Source organism: Actinoallomurus iriomotensis, from assembly GCF_030269445.1.
Lineage (GTDB): Bacteria > Actinomycetota > Actinomycetes > Streptosporangiales > Streptosporangiaceae > Actinoallomurus > Actinoallomurus iriomotensis.
Genome location: NZ_BSTJ01000027.1, coordinates 1 through 25,984, shown reverse-complemented (window position 1 = coordinate 25,984; position 25,984 = coordinate 1). Strand labels below are relative to the sequence as shown.

Genomic DNA, 25,984 nt, shown 5'->3' with positions numbered 1-25,984 from the left:
TTGGACTCCCTGTAGTCCGATCAAGTCCCCCAGGCGCGATTGCCGTCGTGCCTGCGGGGGCGTTTTCAGTTGTAGGTGGGGTGTTCGGGCAGGTCAGCGCGTTGTGTGCTTAGAGTGAATCGTCGAAAGAGCTGTCTGCCACTTTGCGTCCTCACAGAGAATGACGATCTCAACGACAGAGTAGTGAGACCGCGCCCCACAGGCCCCTCCGACGCCACCACCCGCGCGCCGGGAATCCGATGTCACCTTAGGGTTCAGAGTCCGCTATCCTTCAGAGCGTCGTTACGGACGACGTGACGGCGGGTTGCCCGAGTGGCCAATGGGAGCGGACTGTAAATCCGTCGGCTTAGCCTACCCAGGTTCGAATCCTGGACCCGCCACAGCAGCGCAAACAGCCCCCCACCTGCGATGACAGCGGTGCGGGGCTGTTTCGTTCCTGTCCGGCTGTGTCCGGCTCTCCTCGGGTGCTTGCGGCTGGCTGGGTTGAATACGGGTTGACCCAGGAACGCGCCTGGGCCCTCGTCTCTGTCTCCAACTACCCGCGGGCAAGTAGGTAGCAAGAGCAGGGGTCTACGTGGTGACCGAGCATGGTCGGTGTCTGGGCGTCGCGTTCTTTCGGTATGGCACGGACGAGTGACGGTGCTGCCTTGGGCGCTGAACTTCCGTGCTGATGGACTGTGGGCAGGTTGGGGCGCGCTGATCGACCCAGCAGGACTGGAGATCACCCCGGCCCTAGCATCGACGCGCTACACCGAGTTGATCCAGCTTCTGAGCATCCCCGCCAGCCGAACGAGCCTGCTGGATGAATGGGGATGACACGGCCGGCCGTGTGCCCATCGCCAACGTGTCTTGCATCAGGCATGGCATTCCAGCAGGTCACGCGGTCTTTGCGCATTGTCGCTTTATATAGCGGACCTCGGGCTCGCTGTCGGTGCCCGCATGAAAGGCTTGGACCGCAACGGAAATTGCCGAAAGCTGGCGCGACTGGGATATCATCGGGGGACGGGTGCGTCGTGGACTGACGCACCTTGATCGTTATCCGCAAGAAGGGAGCCTTCTAATGGCCGACACGGCTTCAAACGATCCCCAGGATGAGGGTGATGGTGACGAGGGCGACGACCGCAGGCGCTCGCCAAACTGGCGCAAGCGCCTGCGGGACGCCCTGTTGATCTCCCAGGTGACCTACGTGTCCGTGCAGCTCATCAGCTATCTACACGGTTTTTTGCACCGATAGAAACCAACTGCCCGTAGAGCGGCGTTGCAGCGCCTCTCCAGGGCCACGTGATGCCTCGGCGGTCGACCGTCGGGGCATCACTCATGTAGATAGAGTACCAGAACATAAGATAAGAACAGATAAGTTCTGCAGGATCTACCCAACAGATTTATACAACAAACTACCCGCGAGATTAGCGCACAAGTTTTCTGTGCGTGATTGATGAACGGATCGAGAAAAACAGGCTGGAAAACTTGTATGGATCTACCGAGTAGAAGTATCGAGGCTTCCGCCGCGACGAGCGCTGCTGCAGCCGACACGTGTAACGGTATTTTCCCAGCTCATAGCTGATCGGCGGCGGTACCGTCGAGGTCAGGCCCTATCTCCTCAGGGACAGCTGCGGTCCTGGTGGTTCTGGTGAGGCGCTCCGCCACCTTGGTGGCTTCGCTGATCCGGCGCTTGGCGTCGTCTTCCTGACCGGCGACGCACTTGGCATAGACGCGGAGAAGGACATCAACGCTGTGCCCCGCCCAGGCGGCGACCTGGGCGGGTGGGACTCCGGCACTGAGCCAGGTGGAGACGGCGGCGTGGCGGAGCGCGTACGGCGTCTCGGCGAGTGGCGAGGCAGCCTCCTCGGTGGTGAGGGCCTCGGCCCGAGCCTTGTGCCAGATGCCCAGGTACGTGCGATCGGTCATGATCCCGCCGCGCGGGCCGACGAAGAGCCGGGCGCCAGGGCGGATCTTGAACTGCTCGATGTGGTGGTGCAGGATCCTCACGAGTTCGGGGTGTATGGGTACAGGCCGTGTCTCGCCGGGCGCCCGGTGCTTGAGGGGTTGCCGGTCTCGTGGCTTCCCGCTGTTGGTCCAACGGCAGCCGCTGCGGGGCTCGGCGTGCGTGAGTCGCATCTCTCCCCATCCCTCGTTCGGCAGGGAGATGAGGTGCTCAGTCCGGAGATCTACGGCCTCCTCGGGGCGTAGCGCCGCGTAGTACATGACGGCGAAGAACGCCACCGTGCGCGGGCCTTGCTCGCCCTGGTGGCTGATTGCCGTCAGCAGCCGTGTGGCCTGTTCGGGGTTGACGACTACGCGCATGTCGAGCGCCTGGACGGTGCGGGGCTTGGTCCACTTGATTCGCTTGAGCGGGTTGCCGGACAGGATCCGGAGCTCACAGGCGTACTCCATGGCGTTGTTGAACGTCATGCGCTTGCGGTTGGCTGTGCTGCCGGCAGCCGGCGTACCGTTCTGCTTCGAACTCAGTCGGTCGAGTACGGCGCGTGCCACGGCGGGTCCGTTCCCTTCGGGGTCAAGCTCGGACATGTCGAGGGTGTTTCGGTCCAGCCAGCGCAGGACCGGAGCGAGGCCCTCAGGCGCCTCCTCCTGTTTTTGAAGGCGTCCGCTGTAGGCCCAACCACGCAGAGCGGCGCGGAGTTGCTCTCTGGTCGGTGCGCCTCTGTGGGTCTTCAGCATTGCCTCGGTCGCGTCGGTGAGCGCCTCGGCGATGCCGCGTCGGTGGTTCGGCGAGGCGTGGGGCCACTTGGCTGCGGCGTAGTCGAGCGAGAAGGCGTACCAGCTGATCGCCTTCTCGTCGCGTTGCCATGCGGTGGGTCGGCCCGTCTTGAGACTGAACGCCTCGCCGTTCTTTGCTGCCGTGATCAGCGAGGCACGGAAGCTTTCGGATTGTGCCTTGTTGCGGAAGCCCTCGCTCCAGCGCTTCGGGCCGACCTTCCAGCGCACGGTGTAGGTGGTGACCCTCGTGCCCTTGCGGACATGGGTCTCGTGAACCCGGACGTCATACGTGATGTCTTGCATCAGACGGCGTCCTCTCGTGCGTCGAGCCAGCGGTCAAGTTCGGTTCGGCGGATGCGGAGGCTGCCGTTGGGCAGGGTGATGCAGCGTGGGGCCTTCTGCTTGGCGCGCCAGTCGTAGAAGGTCGAGCGGGAGATGCCGAGTTCGGCGCAGACCTCGGCGAGGGTGAGCTTGTCCCGGGTGCGTACGGCGGTCTTCACGGAGTGGTGTCCTCCAGCGTCGTGATCGGTTGGGATCGCGTGGCCGGCGGCGTGCTTGGTGGCTGTCCGCTGGTCACGGTCGGTGTCTCGGCCGTGCGTGCTGGAGGCGGGCGAGCGGGGCGAAGCAGGTAAGCGAAAATCAGCAGAATCATTTGTGCTGCTTTTCGCTTACGTGCTTCAGGGCGTCGGGCCAGCTCGGACGGCTGATGGTGCGGCGCTTGCGTGGTCATCGGTCGGTCTCCAGCGCGGCGGGGTGGACCTCATACGTGGGTGCGGCTGGGCGTCCTCGGCCGGTCCTGGGCGGGGTGGGTAGGCGGCGTATCCAGCCGTGCGTTTCCAGGACGCGCAGGGCGGGATCGAGGTCGGTGATCTTCTTGAAGCGGGTGCGGAGTGGGGGTTGGGCGTCGCGGGCGGCGAAGCGGGTTCGGCTGGTGCTGCGCGCCCAGTCCAGAAGGGCCTTGGCGTCGGCGGTTGCCGGGTCGGCGCCGATGGCGTCGTAGGCCGCCTTGGCGTGGGTGGTGAAGTACTCGCCGATGTCGGCCGCGTCGGCGAAGGTGTCGGCGGTGATGGGCCTGTTCCAGCCGTCGCGCAGGTGTTTGGCGAGGTGGAGCAGTCCGGCGATGCGGACGATGGCGCCGACGAGTTTGCCGCCCCAGTCGGTCATGTGGGCCAGGTCGCCGTCTGGTCGGAACCGGGGTTCGGTGTCGGCGAGAAGCTGAGTGATCGCGTCGTGTGCGTCGGGCGTGAAGGTCAGTGTCGTCGGCTCGGCGAGGCGGGCGAGGGACAGCACGAGGGCTTTCATGCTGGTCCGGTAGGTCGCTTCCTGGTCGGCGGGCATGGGGTCGGGGCGGTTCTTGCGGTGGCCGAGTAGGGAGTCGGGGAGGGCGTAGAGCAGGCGTCCGAGGAGTCCTTGGTCGCGGAACTGTGGTGTGTCGCCGAGTTCGGCCAGGACGCCGGGTTGCGTGCAGATGCCGAGGGTGACGGTGGCGGCGTCGATGTGTTCGGACTCGCGTCCCATGCGGTCGACGCGCATCTCTTCGCCCGCGTGTCCTTTCTTCAGGACGGCGAAGTTGGGGGCGCCGGAGTAGCGGCCGGCGGCGATGGAGAAGATCTCGCCCTCGGGTGAGAGCACGGCCATGCGGCCGCCCTGTTCGCATAGCAGGGAGGTCAGGACTTCCACGGTCGCGTCGTCGGAGTACAGCCTCGGCCGTGCCGGAACCACGGTGGCGTCGAGGGCGAGTTTGGCTTCGGTGGCCTCGGTGAGCGCGAGCGCCCGTTGGGTGGGGTCGAGTGCGGCGGCGTTCTCGGCCGTCTTCGCGGTCTTGTCGGCGTGTGCCTCGGCGACGCGGCGGGCGATGACGGCTTCGGCGATGAGCGGTTCGGCCTCGGCGATCAGGGCCTGTTCGGCGGCCTTGATCGGGGCGCATATCGCCCGGTAGACCTCGGACTTGCGGTTGCCGGGCGGCAGGATCACGACGACGAACAGGTTCGCCGGTTCCCGCCAGGCCGGCGCCTGGATCCACACCTTCCCTCCGGCCGCGACGGCGAGCACGGCCAGGGCCAGGCACCCGGCGAGGTCTGGTGGGGTCTGGGTGACCTCGGCGAGCGAAGCCGCGTACTCCCCGAGCCAGTCCGGGAACGTCCACAGCGGAAAGCTCGGCAGACCGGTCGCGGTCGATGTGAGCGGCGTGGGCTCGGCCCAGCCCCGTACATCGGCTGAGGCGACGGCGGCGAACTCGGCGGCCACCGCGCCGCGCAGGTTTGCGGCGTCGTTGCCGGTGGCGGAGTAGCCGAGTTCGGTGAGACGGTCGCCGGAGTCGATGACCTTTCGGGCGTAGGCGAGGTCGCGGATCATGCAGGCGTAGTAACCGGCGTTGGTGGCGGCCGGGACTTGGGCGATGAGGTTGTGTAGGCAGAGCGCCCCGCCGGTGGTGGCCAGGTCGCGTCCGAGTTCGGCGCCGACGGCGAGCGGGTCGAACGGGGCGCCTCGGCCGGCCAGAGCGGTGATCGCTTCCCAGATCCGTAGGTGCGCCGGTCGGTAGAACTCGCTGCCGTCGAGGAGTTTGCGGGCCTCGGTCAGCGCGGCGGGCGACAGCATCGCCGCGCCGAGGACGACTTGCTCGGCGCCGATGTTGTGCGGTGGCATGCGGTCAAGGTCGGCCTCGGGCGTCTCGCCGTCGATGACGCGGAGCTGGTTTGGCTTGGCCACGGGTGCGGGTCCCTCTTTCGGGTTCGGCCGGTGCCCCGCTGCGCTGGGGCGGCGGGGCGTGAGCGGTCGTCTAGGCGGCGGGTCGGTCGGCGGTGACTTGGTCGGCGAGGACGCGGGCGTTGCTGTGTGCCATGTGGAGGCGTTTGGCGATGGTGTTCGGCGTCCCGCCAACGGCGAGGATGAGCGCGGCCGCAATACGCCGCTCGCGTGGCGTGAGCGCGACGGGCCGAACTCCTCTGGCGGCCAGGTCGATCGCGACGGGATCGATGACGCCGTCTTCGGGCAGCAGCCAGGCCGTACGCCGCTGGGCCTTGTGGTGGCCGGTATCTCCGAGCTGGGTCATGATGGAGGTGCCTCCTTCGGTTACGTGATCGGTTGGGGGCGGCGGTCCGGCGTCGTGCTTGGTGGCTGTGCGCCGGGCCGCACTTGCGTTTCTGCGGCCGGTCATCGGGGCCTGCGTGTACGGTCGCGGTCCTGGGTGTGCTTGAGGTGGTTGTAGATGCGGCGGCCGAGGCGGAGCTTGGCTCCCGTGCCCGCGCAGTGCGGGCAGGACCGCCAGGCGCGGCCGGTGGGTGAGACGAACCGGCCGGTGCCGCCGCAGTGGCGGCAGGCGCAGAACGGCCAGATGACGCAGGCGGCTAGGTAGCCGGCGCCGAGCACGAGAGCGAACACGAGCGCCGATGCGGTCGATGAGCCGGTCGCGGTTGCGGTAGCGGTGATGAGGGTCATGGGTGGCCTTTCTGGGCTGTTTTTGGGCGTGCGGGGTGGGGGCCGCTACCCGCGACCTGGGCGTATTGCCGCAGGTCGCGCGGGTAGCGGGCCGGGTAGCGTGCGCGCTACCGGTCGCGGGAGTGCCGCTACCGGTCGGCGCGGCGTTGGATGGCGGTGTTGATCGCGTCGGCTCGGGCGCCCTTGAGCGTGAGCCCGCTGCGTTTCACATCGACGGACGGGACGCCGAACGCGCGTACCTGGGCTGAGATCGCATCAGCGGTCAGGTCGGCGTAGTGCTCGGGGTGAGCGTCGGCGAGCCGTGCGGCGATCTGCTGCCAGTGCAGGCCGCGCTCACCGGGGTTGTAGATCGCTCGTACGTCGGCGAGTACGTCGCGGACCTCGCGGGTCACCTCCTCGCCGGCGGCCATGCCGGTCAAGGTTCGGGCGCGTTGGCGGTAGGCGCGTGCGGCGGTGAGGATCTTCTCGGCGTCCTGGGCGTCGGCCAGGTGGGTCCGTACGGTCGGCGTGACGTCCGATGCGCCGCGCAGGATCCCGACGCCCTTGTAGTCCGGCAGCAGCGTCGAGGAGTCATAGCCCTCGGAGTAGGCACCCGAGCCGAGTACGAGGTCAGAGACCTGCCAGGAGCCGGTACGCAGTGAGAACCGGATCTGGTGGTTGTCGCGGAAGGCGTTGAACTGCTGGGCGACCTGCCCGCTGCCGATGCCGCTCGGCTTCTGGGTGGCGCCGAGCACGATCACCCCAGCCGCGGGCGCGACCTTGACCAGGAACACCAGGAGCGCGGCGACCTCCTTGGTCGCGTCGGGGTCGGGCAGGTCGAAGTACTCCTGGAACTCATCGATCACCACGAGCCGGACCGGCATCCGGTAGCGCGGGTCACGAGCGATCTCCCGCGTCAGCTTCCCTTCCGGGCACACATCGACGGGGAGTTCGGACAGCCGCTGGTAGCGGTCCTGAACGTCGGCCTTGATCTCCCGTAGGGAGTCGATGAACAGCTCGACCGGATCGCCATCGCGGGTCATCGCCAGGCCGAACGCGCACCGGTCGGCCACCAGCCGGAACTTGCGCCAGTCCGGGGAGCCTTTCCCGTCGAAGACTGACAGCTTCACGTACGGATCGAGCGCCGCGTACAGCGCCAGGGCTCGGGCCGAGAACGTCTTGCCCTGCCGAGGCTGCGCGCCGACGAGGACGGAGTTCCACATCAGCTCGACCGAGACGCGGTTGCCACGCTCGTCGAGGCCGAATGGCGCCGGGGCCCAGATGTCGGTGGGCTTGCAGGTCAGCAGCGGCGTACGGCCGGCCGGGATGGCGAGCGGGTCACGGTCGGCGACCCACAACACATGCCGACGATGTGAGGTCGGATCGCGGGTGATGAACACCTGCGACAGGGACACGTCCAGCCCCGAGGCGATGGCGGGCTTGGCTTTGATCGCATCGTCCAGGCCCTTGCCGTGTGGCAGATCGATCAGTACGCGTGAGCCGTTGCCGTCGCGGGACATGGTCGATCCGAAGTGGACCTGTTGGCCGGGCTTGTCGGGGTCACCGAGCTTGGCGGCGTAGTAGGCGCGCAACACGATGTCCGGGTTGAGCTTGCGGAACCTCGGCGTCACGACCGCCGGCGAGATGATGCGGCGATCACTCGGCCGACCGACGCGTGCCAGCGCGGGAGTAGTCCCCGCCAGAACGGCGACCGTCAGCCACCCCGGACCGGTGATGACCTCTCCGGCGGCGACGGCAACGCCGATGGCTTCGCCGAGGAGCACGAGGCCGCGCCAGGCTCGGGTGGCCTTGACCTCGCGGTGGAGCTTCATCCACATCTCCGGGTCGTGGCGGTCGGCCGCGCCCTGCCGCAGGCCGTACTGCTCGGTCACCCACCACCAGCGCAGGTGTCGCCCGAGCAGCCGGAACACGCCCACGCCCGCCCAGAAGCAGCCGAGGACTGTGTAGCGGGGTGCGCGTACGGCGTGGTAGCCGGTCTGGTGCGCCAACCGGCCCGCGGCGTGCTGGGCGGCCGCCCTGATGGTCGACCAGCCACGCAACTCGGCCGGAATGATCGGGTGCCGCTCGCTTACGGGCTCGGGCGCCTGGACGAGTACGACGTCCGGCGTCGGTTCCTCATCGAGCGTGACTTCGTAGTGGGTGTCCTGCTCGGCTTCAGTCCGCGCCGGACGGAGCGGGATCAGGTCCCCCATGGTGTCGCCGTCCTCGGCGGGTACGGCGTTGAGTGGCTTGCTCACTGGTCACCTTCCGTCGGTGCCGTGGTGTCGTCCTCGTGCTTGAGGCGTGCCAGCAGGGCACCGACGCGTTCGTTGCCGGCAGTGGTGCCCGACTGACGGAGCCCTATGGCGAGCCGATCGCGGGTGAGTGGCTCGCCGCGTTCGTCCGCTTCGGCGGCGATGCGCCGTCCGGCGGGCATGAGGTCATCGACGTTCGGGACGGTCCGGCGCCTTCTCCTGGACCGCGTTCCCTTGCGTCGGATAGACCGTCCGCGCGGTGGCGTGGTCGTGGTCCGGCTGGACGGCTCGGGCTCTCCTACGGGAGCGGGCATGTCAGCGGCGGGAGTCAGCTCGCCGAGCATGTACAGCGCCTTGATCCGGCGAGGCGCCTTCCAACGCCACGCGATCGGCCCGTACGTATCTTTGAGATCGGTCAGCGCGAGCAGCCGGTCACGTTCGCGGACCAGCGCGGCCGGGTACGAACGCGTCTCCCACAGCACCATCCGGCGCCACAGCCGTACGGTCGCCGAGGGCGCAAGCAGCCACCGGGACAACCGGATCGAATCCATGCGGGTACCGGCGGCCAGACCAGCGCGCGTACGGACGACATGCGCGGCCACTTCCACGGCGGCGACCCACAGCGCGGGCAACGTCGCGTGCGCGACGATCCCGAACACCGACCTCTCGCCGGCGACGTTCAGGTAGACCGTGGCGCCGGTCAGCGACCAGGGGATCAGCCGCAGCCACCGCACCCGCATGTCGAGCCGGGCGAGCACGATGTCGAGCGCGGCGAAGACCGCGATGCCGACGTCGATGCCGACGGGCACGGTGAACGCCAGGCGCCCGAACGAGTCGTGAGCAGCGGCGGCGACGCGGGCGAAGCTGTTGACGAACCCGAGCAGGCCCAGCGCCGCGACCAGTCCCCCGACCACCGCCACAGCGGTCTGCTCGTGCTCACTCAACGCCCTTGGTACGGGCATCGCGTAGGAGTCGGTCATCTCAGCGCCTCCTACCGTTGGCGCGTATGACGGCTTCGGCGACGAGCTGGATGTTGCGCGAGTCCAGACCGCCGAGCATCGCCCGCAGGTTGACCGGCACCCCGGCCAGGCCGGCGGCGATGCGGAGGACGGCGGCCTGACTGGTCGAACACGGCAGCCCTCCGGCGTCCAGGACACGGACGGCGTTGCTCCAGTCGATGAAGGCCGCGACCCCATCGTCAGAGAGGCCGGTCTCGACGGTGACGCACGTACGGACGAAGTCGCTGCGGTGCAGCCAGGTGTCGTGCTCGACCAGCAGGCCGACCGCGGCCTCGTCGGAGTGGCAGCCCTGGGCGCCCACGCGCAGGAGCGCCGCCAGTTCAGTAGCGGTGTGGGCCATGGTCATGCCACCTCCCCATGGATGTCGCTGCGCGTGCCGTTCGCGTGCATGACGGCCTCAGCGACGAGCTGGATGTTGCGCGAGTCCAGGCCGCCGAGCATCGCCCGCAGGTTGACCGGAACCCCGGCCAGACCGGCGGCGATGCGGAGCATGGCCGCCTCGCTGGGCGAGCACGGCAGGGCCCCGGTGACAAGGAGTCGAATCGCGGTGCCCCAGTCGATGAAGGCCGCGATCTCCTCACCGGGAACGAAGGGGTCGGTCTCGACCGTGACGCAGGTGCGGGCGAAGTCGCTGCGGTGCAGCCACAGGTCATGGTCGGTCAGGAGGCCGACGGCGGCTTGATCGGACAGGCAGCCCTGGGCGCCGATGCGCAGGAGCGCGGCCAGTTCCGTAGCGCTGTAGTCCATGGTCAGGCCACCTCCTCATAGGCGTCACCGAGCCGCGCACGCTCGACGCGAAGCGCGTGGAGCTGAGCGACGTCCTTGGCGGTGAGACCGGCCCAGATGCCGCTGGTCGGCTTGGTCCGGATCGCGTACTCAAGGCACGCGACCTGAACCGGGCAGGTGGCGCAGATGTCCTTGGCGACGTCTTCGCGTGCGGCGCGGGCGTCCGGGTGCTCGAAGCGGTCTTCGGGGTCCGGGCCGTCGTGCAGTTCGGCGTCGAAGAGGCACTGAGCCCCGTCGAGGCATTCGTCGCGCAGGTCAGGCGTGCTGAGCCTGCTCGGGTGTTCGTTCACGCGGAATCTCCTGATGGGCCGTGATCGGTTGGGAACGGCGGGTCCGGTGTGTGCTTGGTGGCTGTGCACCGGATCAGCCGACGTGCAGCGCGGAGGCGAACTGCGAGAGCGCCGTGGCGCCCTGGGTGATGAGTCCGCCGAGGTGGTTGACGAGCTGAGCGGCAGCGGCCGGGTTCTTGAACACGAAGACGACGACGATCGCGCCGGCCACGTACCGAGGCCACTTCTTCGGCTGCGCGAACATCAGCGGCCCTCCCCAACTCGTTCGCTAGACAGGTAGTACATGTACAAGTAATGCCTCGGGGTCATCGCCTGTCAAGTCCCTTCGCTTCGGTGCGGCGTGTCGGCCGGCCCTCGGCCCGACACCCGTCAGCTTGGTCGGCGCGCTGACCTGGCAGTAGATGACACCGGATGACAGAGGGTGACTGTCCTCCCTTGTCATGTCACCGGGAAGCGGCAGAATGGCAGGCCGGTGAACATGTGCGACCTGTTCGGTGAGGAGTGCCGTTGACCCCGTTGCGAGCCCACCGGCAACGCCGTGGGTGGAGCAAGGCACAACTCGACGTGCGCCTACGTCGCGCGGCCAAAGCACGCGGCGAAGCGCTCCCTCAGCCGGAGAGCCTCGCCCGCCAGCTCGCCCGCTGGGAGAACGGCCACGGCGCTGTCAGCCACCTCTACCAGCAGCTCTTCTGCGAGGTGTACGGCTGCTCGCCGGCCGAGCTCGGCTTCGTCGCGGAGCCCGAGGCGCCCGAGCCCGCGCCGCTGGAAGAACTCGCCGCCGAGTTGGCCCGCGCCTCCTCGGTCGACGTCGAGGTCGCCGACCTCCTACAAGCCCAGACGGACACCATCCGCCGACTCGACGCCCGCCAAGGCGCCCAGCTCATCCACGACCAGATCCGAGCGCACATCTCCCACGTGGAGGAATTGAATCGCCACGCCGTACGCCCCGGCGTACGGCGGCTACTCGCCAAGGTGTTAGCCGACGCTTCGGCTTTGGCCGGCTGGCAAGCCCTCGACGTCGGCACCTCACGCGAATCGTGGGAACACTTCGAACGCGCCAAAGCCGCCGCAAGAGAAGCCGAAGACCCCTCCTTGCTGGCCTTCGCCACCGCGGAACAGGCATACGTGCTGCTCGACCTGGGCGACGCCGAGCGGGCCACCGAACTCGTCAGTCACGCCCGCAATCAGGCCGGTACGGCCCTGCCCGCACTGATGCGAACCTGGCTCGCCGCCGCACACGCCGAGATGTTCACCGCCACGGGCAACGCCGACGACGCGGCACGCCGCACGCTCGACGAGGCGAGCGGCCTGCTTCCCGACGAGCCGGATGACGTGCCGCCCTACCTCGTACTCAGCAAGAGCCACCTCGCGCGCTGGCGTGGCAACTGCCTCGCCCGGCTCGGCGACGAAGACGCCATTGAAGAACTCACCACCGGCCTCGCCGCTGTCGCCGGGACCTACGCCCGAGCAGAGGCCGGCGTCCGAATCGACCTCGCCACGGCTCTCTGCGTTCGCGGCGATCGCGCGACGGCCGAAGAACACCTCCGCGACGCGCGCGTCCTGGCCAGCCGTACTGGCTCACTCCGTCAGAAACGTCGGATCGAGGCCCTCATAGCTCGCTCTGCGCTTCTGGCCGAGGCCCCTCCCCTCACGGCCAAGGCAGGAACCAGTGGTGACGACTGACCGCATCAAGCAAGGCGATGAACCTGACTCGCCGGGAAACCACTCTCCCGATCGGCCCCCTCCCGTGTCCGACCACCCCGGAACCCCTGGCTTCCCATCTCGAGCGGAAGCCCGCGCCCGATTGGCGGAACTCGAGCGAGAGAGCGACGGGGAAACCGACGCATCCCTTGAAGCCGGGAAGGATGACAAGCCAACAGGTGGAGATACATCCTCTGAGGACGAGCCGGCCGGAGAGCACGAGAACAACGAAACCGATGACCCCAGGCGCCAGCGCGAGCTCGGCAAAGAACTCGCGACCCTTGCCGACAAAAAGATCGACAAGGAAATCGATCAGACCCTCGATAAGGTCAACCCAAAGTACGAACGGACCAAGTCGGCCTACTCGGAGAACTGCACGGGAGTTGTACAAGCGAACGAGCTGCAGCGACGTGGCATCGACGCCGAAGCAGGCCCCCTTGAAAGCCATCTCCGGACAGACCAAGGCGGCCCAGGCGGTCGACCTCTCGATGTGATCGAGGATGCCTGGGACGGTGACTTCACCGACGGCACGAAGAGCGAGATCGAAGCGGCATTCAAGGAGCCCGGCGCCAGAGGTGTCGTCTACATCGTCTGGCACGGGAACACGGGTGCTCACGTCTTCAACGTGGAGAACGTTGGCGGCAAGGTCCGCTTCGTGGACGGACAACCGACGCCTCCAGTGATGGACGCCTCCCACTACTTCAATATCGGGGGCCGCACAGCCTACCTACGACTAGACGACCTACAGACACCAGATCCCAGCAGAACAAAGCCCTACCTCGAGCATTGACCACGACTCTCACGATTGGACGAGACATATGGCAGTCACATACGAAGAGGCATTCGACGCCATCCGCGAATTCTTCGAACCGGGATGGAAGCACGGCACATTCTGCATCGACGATCGAACCATAACCGAAACCGACGAGGTGTATGTCTTCGCTGTTGGCGCTCGAGAATTCCTGGTCGACGGCGATAGTTCCTACGAGGCCGTCGGCGGCTCCTCGGTTGTCTACAAGGAGGACGGCCGCGTGGGGTCGTTGCCGTCGGTCGTCGTCGCCACAGACCCGACCGTACGATCGAGGCCGAACCCTCACCCGACCCTGAAACTATGATTTCCGGGCCACACCCGGCAGCGATCATTCGTCTCTGATGCGGGCGAGAACTACTCGTCCCTTGCCGTGGACTACTTCGATGAGGCCTCGGCCGTCGAGTTCGCCGAGTGCTGAGCGGATCGTGTTTCGGGATGCTCCGCACTGGTCGGCGAGCTGCGCCAGGCAGTTGGGAACCTGGCGGGTACTCGCCGGCTTCGATGGCCGCGACGAGCTTATTACGAGGGCAAGCGGACCCGGAGCGCAGGGCCGGCCACGGCCCGAGCACCGAAGGTCGCGCGGCAGCCGATCGCCCCAGCCCCGAACGGCCTCAAGCACCCTGGCGATCGTCACGGCCGCATCTGAGCATCTGTTTACAAGAGAGATCAAGGTCGTCCAGCCCCGCCCACAGATGCCCCTCGATCTGGGCCCGTTCCTGCGGGCAGTATGTCGACCCCTGACTCAAGCGCTTCCAGATCGAACACGACGTCGCCAGCCGACGCGTACTCGGTCCTGGCGACCGTTCGCAGTTCATTGTTGACGGCGGGGTAAGCGGCTGGACGAGGTCGAGGCACTGCAGCGTGATCGACAGCACGGCGCGTGAACACGGTGTCCAGCCGACATCCTGTGGAGAGAGTCTCCGGGCAGTCGGTCCCGAATCTAGAGTTGATCCATGACTGCAAGACAGACCACCCAGGTACAGACCTACGGCGAGGTATTCACCCACCGCTGGGTGGTCGAGGTGCTGCTCGACCTGACGGGCTACACCGCCGATCGGGACCTGAGCGCGTTGCACCTTCTTGAGCCGTCATGCGGCTCGGGCGCGTTTCTCGGACCCGCGGTCGAGCGGCTCCTGGAGAGTGCGGTGGCCCACGGCCGGGATCTAGCCTCGCTCGGCGACTCAGTACGGGCGTACGACTTGCAGGAGCAACACGTCGAGGTAGCCCGGGGACTGTGTTGCAAGCTGCTCACCACCGCCGGTGCGTCTGACGAAGTCGCCACCGATCTTGCAGAGCGCTGGGTCCGCCATGCGGACTTCCTCTTGAACGGTGTCGACGAGCGGCGCGCAGACGTTGTGGTCGGAAACCCTCCATACATCAGGTACGACGACCTTTCCGACGACGTCGCTGCGACGTATAGACGGACGTGGCTGACCATGCGTGGACGCGGAGACATCTACGTCGGGTTCTTCGAACGCTCCCTCTCCATGCTCAAACCTCAGGGCAAGATCGGCTTCATCTGCGCCGACCGCTGGATGAGGAATCAGTACGGGAGCGCACTTCGTGAGGTGGTCGCGCATCGGTACGCGGTCGAACACGTCTGGACGATGCACGACGTCGATGCCTTCGAGGCGCAGGTGTCCGCCTACCCGGCGATCACGGTGATCGCCAACCAGCGGCAGGGGTCGGTGGTTGTAGCCGACACAACGGCGGAGTTCGGTGAGTCAGCAGCTCAGGCTCTCTCGAAGTGGTCGCTCGATCTGTCGCTGACGGACTTCTCCGACACCGGTGTTAAAGCCTACCGGCTGCCGCACTGGTTCAGCGGCAAGGAGTTGTGGCCAGTCAGCTCTCCTGCTCGGTTGGCGTTGATCGAGCACCTGAATGACCGCTTCTGGCCGTTGCACGATCCTGAAGGAACCGCCACCAAGGTCTCGATCGGCGTCGCCACCGGCGCAGACAAGGTGTTCGTCACCACGGACCCGGAGGTTGCCGAGCCAGACCGGATTCTTCCTCTGGCGATGCGCCAGGATCTGACGTCGGGCTTCTTCGCCTGGCAAGGCAACTACTTGGTGAACCCGTGGGACAAGGACGGGCAGCTGGTCGATCTCAGAGACTACCCGAAGATGGCCGCCTACCTGGGGAAACACCCCAACCTGAAGAACCGCTTCATAGCCAGGAAGTCGCCTGATTCCTGGCATCGGACGATCGACAAGGTGAATCCTTCGATCATCGACAAGCCTAAGCTGCTGCTCCAGGACATGAAGGCATCGATCCACCCAGTGCTGGAGCCGGGCGGGCACTACCCGCACCACAACCTCTACTACGTCGTGTCCGACACCTGGGACATGGAGGTGCTCGGCGGACTGCTGCTATCCCGCGTAGCTCAGGCGTTCATTGAGGCGTACTGCGTGAGGATGCGCGGGGGAACGTTGCGCTTCCAGGCCCAGTACCTCAAGCGCATCCGAGTGCCCAAGCCTTCATCTATCCCGGAGGAGGTCGCCAACGCTCTCCGCGAGGCCTTCCGGGCGCGTGACGTGAAGGCCGCGACGGACGCGGCGGCACAAGCATACGAAATTAACCCCATTAGCTACGAACTGACCGATACCATGCTCACCCGTGATCAGTGAGGATGAGGTTCACCCGCTCCTAGTCAACTGGTGGGCCGAGAAGAGCGACGCCGTAGCCAAACTCGCTGCCGCCGGGAAGTTGGACACTGGCGCGCAGGCTCGCAACGCTCGGCACATGCTGGACTTGAACGAGTTCGTCCGGCAGATGTTCGTGGACGCGGGATTGGCTGAGAGCGAAGTGACCACAGACACCGTGATCCCAGGGCACTACCGCCGGTCGAAGAACTGGGACGTTGTGGCGGTCCACAAGGGCCGATTGGTCGGCCTGGTGGAGATGAAGTCGCAGGAGAAGAGCCCCAGCCGGAACGCCAACAACCGCATCGAGGAAGCCATCGGCAGCGCCGTCGATGCGAGAACTTTTCAGGATGTCAGCCTGGCGTTCGGTGAACTTGGAGTCTGGACCGCGTGGGGCATGGTCTTTAACCGCGATCAGGAATCCACGACGGGGAGCCGCCTGGGCGTTACCTCGAAGCACTTCCCGCTTGATCCAACGTTCGAGCCGTTCACCTACGCCAACCAGTACGCGACGATGATTCAACGGCTCATCGCGCAGAACGTCTACGACGCCGGTTGGATGGTTGTGACATGGGTGAATGGCGACGGCACCGTTCACTACGACGAGCCGATTCCGACCGCCACAGCAAAGACGTTGCGCACCAAGATTGAGGCTCGCGTGAGGTTTGCACTCCAAGCGCTCCGCAACGAACCGCACGCGGGCGGTCAGCTCGGCTTCCCGTCGGTTTGAGAGACGCTCTCGCAGTGAGCATCTCTCCGGTCGCGGCCGGGTGAACCGGCGTGGCGGGACCGGACCGGAGAGGCCGCCCGCCCCGGCGCGCCGGGGCGGGCGGCCGTTGGCGACGCGAAGCGGTGCCCTTGAGCCGGTGGGGATGTTGTGACTGATCGATACAGGCCTTGTGGACTGGCTCAAACCTCTCTCGGGCGTTCAAGGACGACGCGTCCTTTGCCGTGGACTACTTCGATGAGGCCTCGGCCGTCGAGTTCGCCGAGTGCTGAGCGGATCGTGTTTCGGGATGCTCCGAACTGGTCGGCGAGTTGAGCTTCGCCAGGTAGTTGGGAGCCTGGCGGGTACTCGCCGGCTTCGATGGCCGCGACGAGCTCGGCGGCGATGCGCCGGTAGCGGGGAGTCTTGTCCGCCTGCTGAGCCGTACGGAGAACGCGGCCGACTCCGGGCACCGTGTCCACTAGGCCCTCGACCTCAAGTTGCTTAAGCGCCTCGCGGGCGGTGCCTCGAGCGACGCCGAACTCGGCGGAGACGTCGGCCTCCGAGGGGAACTTGTCGCCCGGCGTGAGGTCTCCGGCGCGGATGCGGTCGCGTAGGGCAGCGGCGATCTTCAGGTAGACGGCGTCGCTGCTCTTTGGCCTGGCCACGGGCTTCCCTTCGGCGGTGTGAGAACAGGGTAGAGGTCGGCGTACCCGGAGGGTGATAGTGCCGGGCCCCTGCAATGAGATCGACCGGCAGGGCGGAGATATAAGCCCTCATTGGTTAACACGGCCGTGTTAACCAATGAGGTTTGTCGGCCCCGGTCAGTGATGCTGGAGCTGTGACGTGGGAAGACGATGACGCTGCTGAGATGACGGCGCTCCGGCGGACACGGGCGGAGTTCGGGTGGAAGGTGCCCCGCCTCATCTCGGCGTTAAGACGGTGCGCGGCCCAGCTCGGCATGAGGCTCGGCAGCGACAAGAGCCTGAAGACCACCATCTCCCGTCACGAGAACGGGCACATCGCGCCTGGGGAAGAGTGGCGGAAGCTCTACCGCCTCGTCTACGGCCGTACCGACGAGGAGCTCGGCTTTCTCGACGTCGCCCCCACCACCGCAGCGAGTCCGTCCGACGATCTTCGGTACCGGATCGCGACGGCACGGCGGGTGGACATGGCACTCATCCGGCAGATGCAGCAGCAGGTACACCACATCCGTCTCCTCGATCGCCGCCTCGGTGCTCCCTCGCTGCTGGAACAGACCCGTACGGTGATGGCAACGCTCACCGAGCTGGTGACCTACAGTCTCCAACCGTCCGTACGGGTGGCCCTGTCGGCGGTGCTGTCCGATGCCGGCACGCTCGCTGCCTGGCAGGCCCTCGACGTGGGGGCCGTTCATCAGGCGTGGGGGCATTACGAGACCGCGAAGATGGCCGCGCGTGAGGCAGACTCGCCCGTGCTGCTCGCGCACGCGATGGGTGAGCAGGTTTACATCCTGCACGAACTGGGGCGGCTCACGGACGCTCAGCGCCTCGTACGCGCGGCGCGCTCGCTCGTCACCAACACTGGTCCGCGGTTGCTGCTGTGCTGGCTGGACGCCGTCGAGGCCGAGACCCAGGCCGCCCTCGCCGACGAAGGGTGCCGCCGGACGCTCGAACGTTCCGCCGCGCTCCTGCCCGCAGACACCGACCACCCGGTGCTGCCGTTCATCGCGTTGGACGAGGTCCATCACGCCCGCTGGCGCGGGCACTGCCTCGCCCAGATCGGCGATCAGGCGGCCATCGACTACCTGACCGCCGCGCTCGGGCAGATGGACACCAGCTTCGTACGGGCGGCCGCCGGCCTGCGCTGCGACCTGGCGCAAGCCCTGGCCGCACGCGGGGAGTTGGATGAGGCTCGCAAGCATCTGGTCAGTGCACGGCTGCTCGCCAACCAGGTCGGCTCGGTACGGCAGCGGCGGCGTATCGCGAGCGTCGGGCTCGCCGCCTAACCGCTGGCCTTCTGGCCGCGCTGGGCGAGCAGGTACAGCAGGCCGACCAGGGAACCGGACCCGAGCACGTCACCCTTGCTGATCATGTCGAACACCCTGCTCATCGGCACCCACTCAATGCGGGCGGCCTCCTCCAAGTCGGTCGGCTCACCGACCAGTTCCGCGCCCCGGCCGGTGTAGATCTCGTGCGGGGTGTCGACCATGCCGACCATGGGTTGGAAGCTGAGCACGTGGTCGAGCGGTGCGGGCTGCCAGCCGGTCTCTTCTCGTACCTCGCGAGCCGCCGCGGTGGCGCCGTCTTCGCCCTTGTCGATGATCCCGCCGGGCAGTTCCCAGCCCCAGGAGTCGTCGACGAAGCGGTGGCGCCACATCATGAGCACTTCGTCCGCGTCGTTCAGGACCAGGGCGATGGAGACGCGCTGAAGCCGTACGACGTGGTACTCGAACCGGTTGCCGTCCGGCGGTTCGATGTCGACCAGGGTCAACCGGACCCAGGGGTTGTCGTAGATCGTCCGCTCGCCGAAGACCTTGGTCCGCAGCTCTTCCGGGCGCTCGTCAGTGCTCACTCTTGGACCGTACCGGGCTTGTGCTACATGTCCACCGTTGTTCCGTCACGGCGCTCGTAGTACTGCCCGGTGTCACGCCACTTGGCCAGAATCAGTGGGACCTCGACCACGCCGCGTACTTCCTCCTGCTGGAAGCATTGCACCTTCAGCGAGGTGATCTGGTCCTCGGCGGCCGGCTCGGTGCCAACCAGATCGCACAGCGCCTCGTACCGGTCGCGGCTCAGGCCGCGGAAGCCGGGCATCGCGTTCAGGTCGCGTTCGAACTCCTTGTGCTGACGACGCTCCTCCGCCCGGATCGCCGAACCACGCGCGTCGGCCAGCCTCGCGGTGACGATCGTTTCCGCGTCGTAGTCGGGCGCCTCGAAACTCCTGCGCTCCAGGCTCAGGCACACGCTGTCCGGCAGCCGGAGAATACCCACCTCGGCGCACGCCCGCTCGTACCGTTCCCGGGTGAACCCGGCTGGCCCGCCCGTATCCGCCTCACGCATGCTGTCGCGGGCGCGGTCCATCGCGGCGCGGACGTTGAGGGTCGTCAGATACGCCGTACGGGCCAACTCGGGTGTTGGCTGGGACCAGCCGAATCGGGCGGTCGGCTCGGTGCGGCTCTTGGCCTCAAAGCGGCCCTGGGCGTTCTCGACGATTTCGATGTCGTCGGGGAGTTCTCGATACGGCAAATCCACGGGAATGAAGCGTAGAAGCCTCGGGCTCGGCATGGCTGGTTTCGTCGGGCCCCAGATCTCGGACGCTCTAGATCGGAGGTCGCGGTGTCCGTGGCCTGAGAATGGTCCGCTTGAGCAGGATCCTCCGCATCGCGCCGTAGCTGCAGTCGAACTTCTCAGCGACCTGGCGGATGCTCCATCCCTGGTTGTACAGGCGGGCGGCGTCGATCTCAAGTTGTTCCCGCTCGGGGTCATGGACGCTCTTCCTGGTCACGGCGTCTCGGACGTCGGCCCAGCGGAAGCGGCGATGCCCACCAGGCGTCTTCACTGCGGCCGGCAGCTTTCCATCACGAGCCCACGCCGCGAGCTGCGTGACTGAAATGCCGAGCAGGCGCGCCACTTCGTAGGGCTTAAGCAGACGGTCATCAGGGAGGTCTGAAGGGGAGAGAGACATAGCGCCAACCTGTTCAGCGGAGAGGAGGGAACGGGACGAGGGGGTTCGTGAGGGGACGCCGCTCACCGGTGAGTCTTCGGCGTCCCCTCACCAGGAGCGCCCAAGGGGGGACGTACGGGCGATCTCCTGCGCCGCCGCGGTCGCGGTCAGAGGCCGGGGGCGACCGGGCGGACGTTCAAACGATCTGCAAGCGGACGAGTGCTTCGCGCTCCTCATCGGTCAGCTTTTCGCCGGTACGGGTGATCACGGAGTGCGCGGTCTTGCCGTGGTCTGAAGGGACGAACCACAACAGACCCAGTGCACCGACGATCGGCACACCACGGCCCGACAGCAGCAGGTCATCGTCACCGGGCTGGGTCGTCTCCGGGACGGTCGGGTCGGGGTCCGTGACGTACAGGTGTGTCCACCTCGGACGTACGGCCAGCTGGACCGACAGCCGCCCCTCACCGACCGCGTGACAGATGGCGTTGGTAACCAGCTCCGAAACGGCCAGCACCACATCGTCAACGTGATCGGCGTCGATCCGGGTGACCTCGGTGAGCACACTCTCCGCGTAGCTGCGGGCCACCTTGACCGGGTTCGCCGATTCGGCCGGCAACGGCTGCCGGGCGGGATTTTCCACCGAGCCGAGGACGAGTTCGCCGCCCTGCTCCGCCGCCGGGCCGACGTCCAAGCCGGTACGCGTCTCCGTCACGACGCTCACGCCAGGCAGAGGACCACAGCACGCGCGAGACGCCGCGATCCTCTTTCGTAGGGGATGGTGACGGGCGATTCTGATCCCATGGCGTACCTGCTCCCTGTGCCGATTCAGTGGACATGTGGTGCCGCGTTGGAGATAGAACCGGCTGGAAGACAGCGCGCGTAAGCCCGCATGGGTTAACACGCTCACGTTGACTGGTCGGACAAATCGGAGCCCCAGATAGCCCAGGGGCCTGCTCCGCGCATCACAACGCTCGTTGACACAGGCGTCATCAACGGGCCTGAGCAGCACGACGACGAAGCACACGGGGCTATGCCAAGTTGTACACCGTGACCGGCCGTCCGCTGAACTCCCTTGACCGATAGCCGTCTCGGCCGTAATCCGAGGCTTACCCAGCTTCCCTGATGAAGCGATCTACGAGATCCCTGATGTTATTGAGCCAGGCGATCCGATCGTCGTAGCGACAGATCATCCCCACGCATACACGATCAAGCGCAGAACTGATCCGATAGCCCTGTTGGGTGAGGTAATCCTGATTGCCCATCGCGAGGGCGACGGCAAGCCGCTCTTTGGTCGGCCACGCCGGGGACGGGAATCCATTGTTGTGTTCCCTCGCCCAGCGGACACGACCGGCCAGGCCGCGCGCGAACTCGATCTCAACGCCGGTTAGATAGACGATGCTCATGGTCTCCTCCTAGCTCTGCTGCTGAGATAAGACCGACGGACACGGACTGCACATAAGCCCGCACTGGTTAACGCGCCGATGTTGACCGACGCGAAGGGACCAGCCTTGGCCTGCCCGACGGCGGGGAGACACCGGGAACCGGGACCTACCGTCAGCGATAAGCCAAGATGAAGATCGGGGTGATCGGTGGCTCGAATACGAGATCGGATCCCGACCGGACTAGGTTCGTGTCTCGCGCTAACGTGCGTGTGTGACCGAGGACGACTTCTGCACATCGGTCGAGGGATGCAGGACGGGGATAACGAGAAAGTCGAGCAAGACCAATCGTGGTGCGTCGAGTGCTTGCAATATGCCAAGATCGTTCGCCTAGGTGGGCGAGCTTTCTTGCTGCTTGGCTTTGAGTGTATTCGATGACCGCTTCCGGAACGGCCCTCACTCGGAAAAATCAAACGACATGTGTTTGACTTCACTACCTACCAGAAACGCTGTGGCGCTGCTAAGATAGCGAGAATGAAGCGTTACCATGATCTCCTGACCTCGCACCCATTGGAAGGCCCAACTGCGATAACCCGGATTTTCGGTCCGAGGCCGATCGCTCGGTTCGCCGACGTGAATAATTGGGATGATGCTGTCAATGTTCTGGAGATGACCTGTAGTGAATGGGGTGGGGCTTACAACACTGTGGTTCCTGCCGTACGGGACTCGTCTCCAGCTGGCCCGTGGCGCGATCTACTCGCAGATTCAAATATCTCGGAGACTGTAACGCGCGGGGTTGTCCCGATGCTTGACCATTACCGTGCCGAGTATGGCGGGATCTGGACTTACGACAACGGCGGCGAACCAATTATCAGCGTAATTGCTCGCCTGTCAGAGGAGAAACGTCCGGCACGTGAAGTTCAAGCCGCAAATTTCGTAAATCCGGAAGATCCTTGGTATTTGGCATATCTGGGGATATGGGGCAGGCTTAAGCTTGAATACGATCAGCCTACTTTGCAATTCCTTGGGCTGAAGGATGAGCTCACGCTCGATCAGGTAGTCACGCTTTCGACCGGAGAAGATTTTGTTCCGGGTGCGGAGCATCTGCTTTCAAGCCTGCGAGATAGACAAAGGATTACCGCCAGCGAGCTCTCATGTGTACTGCTATCAGTTGCGGCTGCACCGCACGATAGTGGAATGAGCGATACTTCTATACTTCCCGTTCGGGGAGAATCCGCTCGACGTGTAGGTCCGAACATCGTAGTGGTATACGAGCCAGGAAGTGTAGCGGATCTGTGTCTTATCTGGCATCTCCGTGCCCTGCATGGACTGCCGGCGGGATTCCCGCTAGCTGTTCCCGTCTCAGCTAACGTTGAAGAGGCGTTGAGGTATTGGAAGAGCGAGTTTGCGATGAAGCTCTGGGGGGTCCGTGGCGCGAACTGCGTGCTCGTTAGTGCAAGTGTAGGGGCATCAGAACTAGAGACCATGGCTGCTCAAGCGGGCTCATCATTCAGTGCAGCAGATTATCGCGATTTCTTGCAGGCGAAATACAATTGCGGGCACTGGTCTCAAGAGACGGTTAACTTCAGCGAAGGGCGGGCGCGGATTCCGTTGCCAAGCCCTGCTGAAACGCAGTGGTTTGGGAGTATGCTACTCGATAAGCATAGCAATGGCATGGAGCTTACTGTCGTTCCTGAGAGATGGGAACTTCCCTCGCTGCGTACAATGCGTCGGCAGAGTGTGGGTAACGAACCGCGTTTCGATCGCGGTGTCATTGTGGGCTGCTCGCGCATGGCAAGATTCGCGGAAATCTCATACGTTTCTGGCCTGGATGTCCTGCATGCGAGTGCGCAAGATCGTAATTTGTATTGCGCTCCTAGTGCACCAGGAGTCATTGCGGAACAGTTCATCGACGATATCGGGCTTGATAAACTTTATCCATTGTTCTCGCCGGACGTCTACGAACTAATGACTAAGCTCTGTGAGCGCCGCGGGGTGAGCTATCTCAATCGTCGACTTCGTGAGATACTAAAAGACGACGTAGACGAGGCCGCCGACGGCAAGGATCGCTTGACGAGGATCGAAGAACGTTTGCGCAAGGACGCCGGTGCTCCCGACGAGTTCGATCAGATCGAGCTAGGCTTTGGAAAAATCAAGCGCATTCTACAAAAAGATGCACCAGCTAAAGCGTGGTTGGAATGGGCAGAGTCCCATGGGCTGGTGCTACGTGGCACGATAATCGCATGCCCGCGGTGTAAGGCGAAGAACTGGCACCCTCTTGCTGAACTCGCGCCACCGATCGTCTGCCGCGGATGCGCTAACAACATCGACCGGCCGTTTGCGTATGATTCAGTGTCCTTCACGTATCGCGCAAGTGAGCTTCTTTTGCGGTTGATCAGCTCCGATGCATTGGTGCATGTAATGGCCCTCAGGTTTCTAGTCGAACTTTTTCGACCGGGATTTAATCGCACGGGTCCGGTGTTCGGTTGTTATCCTGGCGTAAATTTTATGGAGCATGAGTCGAGTGATGTTATTGGTGAGGCCGATGTTTTGTTGATTCTTGCTGACGGCAAGGTGGCGGTAGGTGAATGTAAGACTCGTGCCGCTGGCCTTGTAGACGAGGAGCTTGCCAAGCTGGCGGTACTGGCTACCCGCCTCGATGCTTCATTCACCTTCGTCGCAACATTGGACTCCGCTCGGCTGTGTGGGCCAGCCTGGAGAAAAAACCCCCATGGAGATGGTCGGCCGCACTTCGCGCTGACGGCAGAACATCTTTATGATCTACATCCGATGGCAATTATGGGGAGCAACCCTCTGGATTGGCGCGAGGATTATATCGGTATTGGAATGCGATCCATCACCCTAGATTCTCTTAGGGAGAATTTCGCAACGCATTTGACGTCACAGCGGGACTGGGCAGCGGAACGCCAACTGCCTTGGTGGCGGCGTACAGGTGAGTGATTTTGGTGTCCGCGATTGCGCTCCTTTTGCTGATCCCCGTCCTGTTCTTCTCCCGATATGCGAGGAAGAAGATATCCGTTTTTTTGGGTCACGCGCTGAGGTGCCGTCGGCAGACTGGACGCAGGGGGCGAGGGCGTGGGCTCGTCCGCCGCCCCTCCGCCGCTCGTCACGCTGCTAGACCAAGCCACCCAACCCGTGCGCGGGCCGAATACGGGTCAAAATCGAGCGTGATGACGGCGATCGTGCAGGTCAGAGAAGTTAGGCGGTGGGTCTGTAAATCCGTCGGCTTAGCCTACCCAGGTTCGAATCCTGGACCCGCCACCACCTGATCAAACAGCCCCCCACCTGCGGAGACGTGCGTGGGGGCTTCGTCGTTCCATGATCCGTTGTTCCCCCTGTTTCCCCTTTGATCACCGCCGTAACTGGCACGCTAATGGCACGAGACGCGGGGGCTGAGGCAGTCTCTCGGCGGCGCTCTGCCACGGTTCGACCCGGCTTCCACCTCAACCACTGACCAGCCCGACGCCGGGGTGGTCCATCCCCGGGCCGGAGTGCCCCCGCCGGAGGCATCCGTAAGAGTTTCCCGTGATCGGGTGAGCGGAGTGGGTAGGCCGGCGGCGTGGAGCCTGATCCGATTAAGCCCCACTGTGCTATCGGCGGCGGCGATCCATCCATTCGCTACCAGGGCCGCGACCGCTCTTGAACCTGTCGTACGCGCGCAAGTCGCGGCGGTCTTCTCGGATTGCTCCCCAGATGTTGCGCCAGTCGGCGAGCTTGGATCCCCTACGGCGATTGCGCCGATCTGAGATGAACCCCAGGACCAGGACTAACACGATCAGACCGAGGACAGGCTCCCACCAGAACATGAGCACAGTGTCTCGGACGGAACGATCGCCGTCCATGACCGATTCCGGCTACACGGCCCTGGCTGTGGTGCTGTGGAGCTGCTGACCGGTACGACCAGCCGGTTGTGTCAGTGCCCTAAAGCTAGTGCAGCGCCGCGTTGATCCTTCGGGGGTTCATGCGGCTTTGAGTGGGCTGCCGTCGTAGGTCCAACGGTAGGGCTTGGCGTCGTGTTCGTCGTAGGCCAAGACGAAGGTGGCGCTCGACGATGCCGGCGAAGGGAACCCCGCGCCGCACGACATAGTCCCGGGGGATGACTCCGGTACCTCGCGGGGGTTACGACACAAAATTGTTTACATCTATGGGCTGATTCGATACGGAGCTGCGGAACCTAGCGTCGATCCCATGAAACGCAATCGCCGTATCGGCGCTGTCGCGGTGCTGGCGCTCGCCGCCCTCGTCGCCGGAACCGGCGCCGGGTTCGCCGCCACGACCACACCGTCGGCCACACCGGTGGCCACGCACGCGTTCGATACCGCACCGGCCACGGCAACCGCGCCCACGCGATCCTTCCAAGGCACGCTCCCCGCGCCGACCGGCCCCTACGCCGCCGGCGAGGACGTCATCCACCTCACCGACGCGAGCCGTCCCGACCCGTGGGTGCCGTCATCCGGCCCCCGCCAACTGACAGTGATGATGTAGATGAGCGCCTCCCGACCGGGTCTGACCCTCCAACTGACTGACTTCGGGTCCTCAACCGGATCTGTCGATCCGGGCCGGGAGGCGTTCATCTGCACTCACCGGACGT

At 65.2% G+C, this 25,984-nt stretch carries 28 protein-coding genes and 1 tRNA gene; 11 read left to right on the top strand and 18 right to left on the bottom strand.

Annotation, left to right across the window (positions count from 1 at the left end):
• Nucleotides 1-298 precede the first annotated feature (298 nt).
• From QSK37_RS51100 to QSK37_RS51090, 3 genes are all read left to right on the top strand, one after another.
• Nucleotides 299-380: transfer RNA gene (locus QSK37_RS51100), tRNA-Tyr, on the top strand.
• 253 nt (nt 381-633) lie between these two features.
• Nucleotides 634-816, top strand: coding sequence for a hypothetical protein (locus QSK37_RS51095; RefSeq protein ID WP_285637335.1), 183 nt, complete (start codon nt 634-636; stop codon nt 814-816).
• 244 nt (nt 817-1,060) lie between these two features.
• A complete protein-coding gene (locus QSK37_RS51090; protein ID WP_285637332.1) occupies nt 1,061-1,234 on the top strand; it encodes a hypothetical protein in 174 nt (57 codons plus the stop codon).
• Between the two features lie 320 nt (nt 1,235-1,554).
• Here QSK37_RS51090 and QSK37_RS51085 read toward each other — a convergent pair whose 3' ends face one another.
• From QSK37_RS51085 to QSK37_RS51035, 11 genes are all read right to left on the bottom strand, one after another.
• Entirely contained in the window at nt 1,555-3,021 is a 1,467-nt protein-coding gene (locus tag QSK37_RS51085; protein WP_285637329.1) for a tyrosine-type recombinase/integrase, read from the bottom strand.
• Nucleotides 3,021-3,218 (bottom strand): helix-turn-helix transcriptional regulator, encoded by a 198-nt coding sequence (locus QSK37_RS51080; RefSeq protein WP_285637327.1) that lies wholly within the window; start codon nt 3,216-3,218, stop codon nt 3,021-3,023. Before QSK37_RS51080 ends, QSK37_RS51085 begins: the two co-directional genes overlap by 1 nt.
• 226 nt (nt 3,219-3,444) lie before the next feature.
• Nucleotides 3,445-5,427 carry a YfjI family protein gene (locus QSK37_RS51075; RefSeq protein ID WP_285637324.1) on the bottom strand — a complete coding sequence of 661 codons (1,983 nt, stop codon included), beginning with the start codon at nt 5,425-5,427 and terminating at the stop codon, nt 3,445-3,447.
• A gap of 70 nt (nt 5,428-5,497) precedes the next feature.
• Nucleotides 5,498-5,770 carry a hypothetical protein gene (locus tag QSK37_RS51070; protein ID WP_285637322.1) on the bottom strand — a complete coding sequence of 91 codons (273 nt, stop codon included), beginning with the start codon at nt 5,768-5,770 and terminating at the stop codon, nt 5,498-5,500.
• A 101-nt stretch (nt 5,771-5,871) separates the two neighbouring features.
• The gene (locus QSK37_RS51065; protein ID WP_285637319.1) at nt 5,872-6,156 is read right to left on the bottom strand and encodes a hypothetical protein; all 285 of its coding nucleotides are present in this window, start codon (nt 6,154-6,156) and stop codon (nt 5,872-5,874) included.
• A 128-nt stretch (nt 6,157-6,284) separates the two neighbouring features.
• Complete coding sequence (locus QSK37_RS51060; protein ID WP_285637316.1) at nt 6,285-8,393, bottom strand: hypothetical protein; 2,109 nt, start codon at nt 8,391-8,393, stop codon at nt 6,285-6,287.
• Nucleotides 8,390-9,370, bottom strand: coding sequence for a DUF2637 domain-containing protein (locus QSK37_RS51055; RefSeq protein WP_285637313.1), 981 nt, complete (start codon nt 9,368-9,370; stop codon nt 8,390-8,392). The genes QSK37_RS51060 and QSK37_RS51055 overlap by 4 nt, the downstream gene beginning before the upstream one ends.
• 1 nt (nt 9,371) lies before the next feature.
• The gene (locus QSK37_RS51050; protein WP_285637311.1) at nt 9,372-9,755 is read right to left on the bottom strand and encodes a hypothetical protein; all 384 of its coding nucleotides are present in this window, start codon (nt 9,753-9,755) and stop codon (nt 9,372-9,374) included.
• A complete protein-coding gene (locus tag QSK37_RS51045) occupies nt 9,752-10,156 on the bottom strand; it encodes a hypothetical protein (protein ID WP_285637309.1) in 405 nt (134 codons plus the stop codon). Before QSK37_RS51045 ends, QSK37_RS51050 begins: the two co-directional genes overlap by 4 nt.
• Nucleotides 10,157-10,158: 2 nt before the next feature.
• Nucleotides 10,159-10,485, bottom strand: a complete 327-nt coding sequence (locus tag QSK37_RS51040; RefSeq protein WP_285637307.1) for a WhiB family transcriptional regulator — start codon at nt 10,483-10,485, stop codon at nt 10,159-10,161.
• A 73-nt stretch (nt 10,486-10,558) separates the two neighbouring features.
• Nucleotides 10,559-10,729 (bottom strand): hypothetical protein, encoded by a 171-nt coding sequence (locus QSK37_RS51035; protein ID WP_285637305.1) that lies wholly within the window; start codon nt 10,727-10,729, stop codon nt 10,559-10,561.
• Between the two features lie 263 nt (nt 10,730-10,992).
• Between QSK37_RS51035 and QSK37_RS51030 the strand changes: the two genes are divergently transcribed.
• The 3 genes from QSK37_RS51030 (at nt 10,993) to QSK37_RS51020 (ending at nt 13,301) form a co-directional block, all read left to right on the top strand.
• Nucleotides 10,993-12,168 (top strand): NsdA family TPR-like regulatory protein, encoded by a 1,176-nt coding sequence (locus QSK37_RS51030; RefSeq protein ID WP_285637303.1) that lies wholly within the window; start codon nt 10,993-10,995, stop codon nt 12,166-12,168.
• Between the two features lie 121 nt (nt 12,169-12,289).
• Nucleotides 12,290-12,976 carry a toxin glutamine deamidase domain-containing protein gene (locus QSK37_RS51025; RefSeq protein WP_285637300.1) on the top strand — a complete coding sequence of 229 codons (687 nt, stop codon included), beginning with the start codon at nt 12,290-12,292 and terminating at the stop codon, nt 12,974-12,976.
• Nucleotides 12,977-13,004: 28 nt separating this feature from the next.
• Complete coding sequence (locus tag QSK37_RS51020; RefSeq protein WP_285637296.1) at nt 13,005-13,301, top strand: hypothetical protein; 297 nt, start codon at nt 13,005-13,007, stop codon at nt 13,299-13,301.
• Nucleotides 13,302-13,325: 24 nt separating this feature from the next.
• Here the strand turns inward: QSK37_RS51020 and QSK37_RS52045 are convergent, their stop codons facing one another.
• Nucleotides 13,326-13,616 (bottom strand): GntR family transcriptional regulator, encoded by a 291-nt coding sequence (locus QSK37_RS52045; RefSeq protein WP_432705689.1) that lies wholly within the window; start codon nt 13,614-13,616, stop codon nt 13,326-13,328.
• Nucleotides 13,617-13,950: 334 nt separating this feature from the next.
• On the opposite strand from QSK37_RS52045, the gene QSK37_RS51015 reads away from it, so the two are divergent.
• Together QSK37_RS51015 and QSK37_RS51010 are read left to right on the top strand one after the other, a co-directional pair.
• On the top strand, nt 13,951-15,624 hold the full coding sequence (locus QSK37_RS51015; protein WP_285637293.1) for an Eco57I restriction-modification methylase domain-containing protein: 1,674 nt from the start codon (nt 13,951-13,953) through the stop codon (nt 15,622-15,624).
• Nucleotides 15,614-16,369 carry a PaeR7I family type II restriction endonuclease gene (locus QSK37_RS51010; RefSeq protein WP_285637291.1) on the top strand — a complete coding sequence of 252 codons (756 nt, stop codon included), beginning with the start codon at nt 15,614-15,616 and terminating at the stop codon, nt 16,367-16,369. The genes QSK37_RS51015 and QSK37_RS51010 overlap by 11 nt, the downstream gene beginning before the upstream one ends.
• A gap of 179 nt (nt 16,370-16,548) precedes the next feature.
• On the opposite strand, the gene QSK37_RS51005 is transcribed toward QSK37_RS51010, so the two are convergent.
• Complete coding sequence (locus QSK37_RS51005; RefSeq protein ID WP_285637288.1) at nt 16,549-17,013, bottom strand: GntR family transcriptional regulator; 465 nt, start codon at nt 17,011-17,013, stop codon at nt 16,549-16,551.
• Between the two features lie 203 nt (nt 17,014-17,216).
• Here QSK37_RS51005 and QSK37_RS51000 point away from each other — a divergent pair, with 203 nt between their 5' ends.
• Nucleotides 17,217-18,332 carry an NsdA family TPR-like regulatory protein gene (locus tag QSK37_RS51000; RefSeq protein WP_285637285.1) on the top strand — a complete coding sequence of 372 codons (1,116 nt, stop codon included), beginning with the start codon at nt 17,217-17,219 and terminating at the stop codon, nt 18,330-18,332.
• Here the strand turns inward: QSK37_RS51000 and QSK37_RS50995 are convergent.
• From QSK37_RS50995 to QSK37_RS50975, 5 genes are all read right to left on the bottom strand, one after another.
• Nucleotides 18,329-18,898, bottom strand: a complete 570-nt coding sequence (locus QSK37_RS50995) for an NUDIX hydrolase (RefSeq protein WP_285637282.1) — start codon at nt 18,896-18,898, stop codon at nt 18,329-18,331. The genes QSK37_RS51000 and QSK37_RS50995 overlap by 4 nt on opposite strands.
• A 23-nt stretch (nt 18,899-18,921) precedes the next feature.
• Nucleotides 18,922-19,611, bottom strand: a complete 690-nt coding sequence (locus tag QSK37_RS50990; protein ID WP_285637280.1) for a hypothetical protein — start codon at nt 19,609-19,611, stop codon at nt 18,922-18,924.
• A gap of 34 nt (nt 19,612-19,645) precedes the next feature.
• The gene (locus QSK37_RS50985) at nt 19,646-20,011 is read right to left on the bottom strand and encodes a helix-turn-helix domain-containing protein (protein ID WP_285637278.1); all 366 of its coding nucleotides are present in this window, start codon (nt 20,009-20,011) and stop codon (nt 19,646-19,648) included.
• A gap of 175 nt (nt 20,012-20,186) precedes the next feature.
• Complete coding sequence (locus QSK37_RS50980; protein ID WP_285637275.1) at nt 20,187-20,714, bottom strand: ATP-binding protein; 528 nt, start codon at nt 20,712-20,714, stop codon at nt 20,187-20,189.
• A gap of 385 nt (nt 20,715-21,099) precedes the next feature.
• Nucleotides 21,100-21,396: a hypothetical protein gene (locus QSK37_RS50975; protein WP_285637273.1), complete on the bottom strand. Its 297-nt coding sequence runs from the start codon at nt 21,394-21,396 to the stop codon at nt 21,100-21,102.
• A 510-nt stretch (nt 21,397-21,906) separates the two neighbouring features.
• On the opposite strand from QSK37_RS50975, the gene QSK37_RS50970 reads away from it, so the two are divergent.
• Nucleotides 21,907-24,333 (top strand): hypothetical protein, encoded by a 2,427-nt coding sequence (locus tag QSK37_RS50970; RefSeq protein WP_285637271.1) that lies wholly within the window; start codon nt 21,907-21,909, stop codon nt 24,331-24,333.
• A 1,248-nt stretch (nt 24,334-25,581) separates the two neighbouring features.
• Complete coding sequence (locus QSK37_RS50965; RefSeq protein ID WP_285637268.1) at nt 25,582-25,878, top strand: hypothetical protein; 297 nt, start codon at nt 25,582-25,584, stop codon at nt 25,876-25,878.
• Nucleotides 25,879-25,984 lie beyond the last annotated feature (106 nt).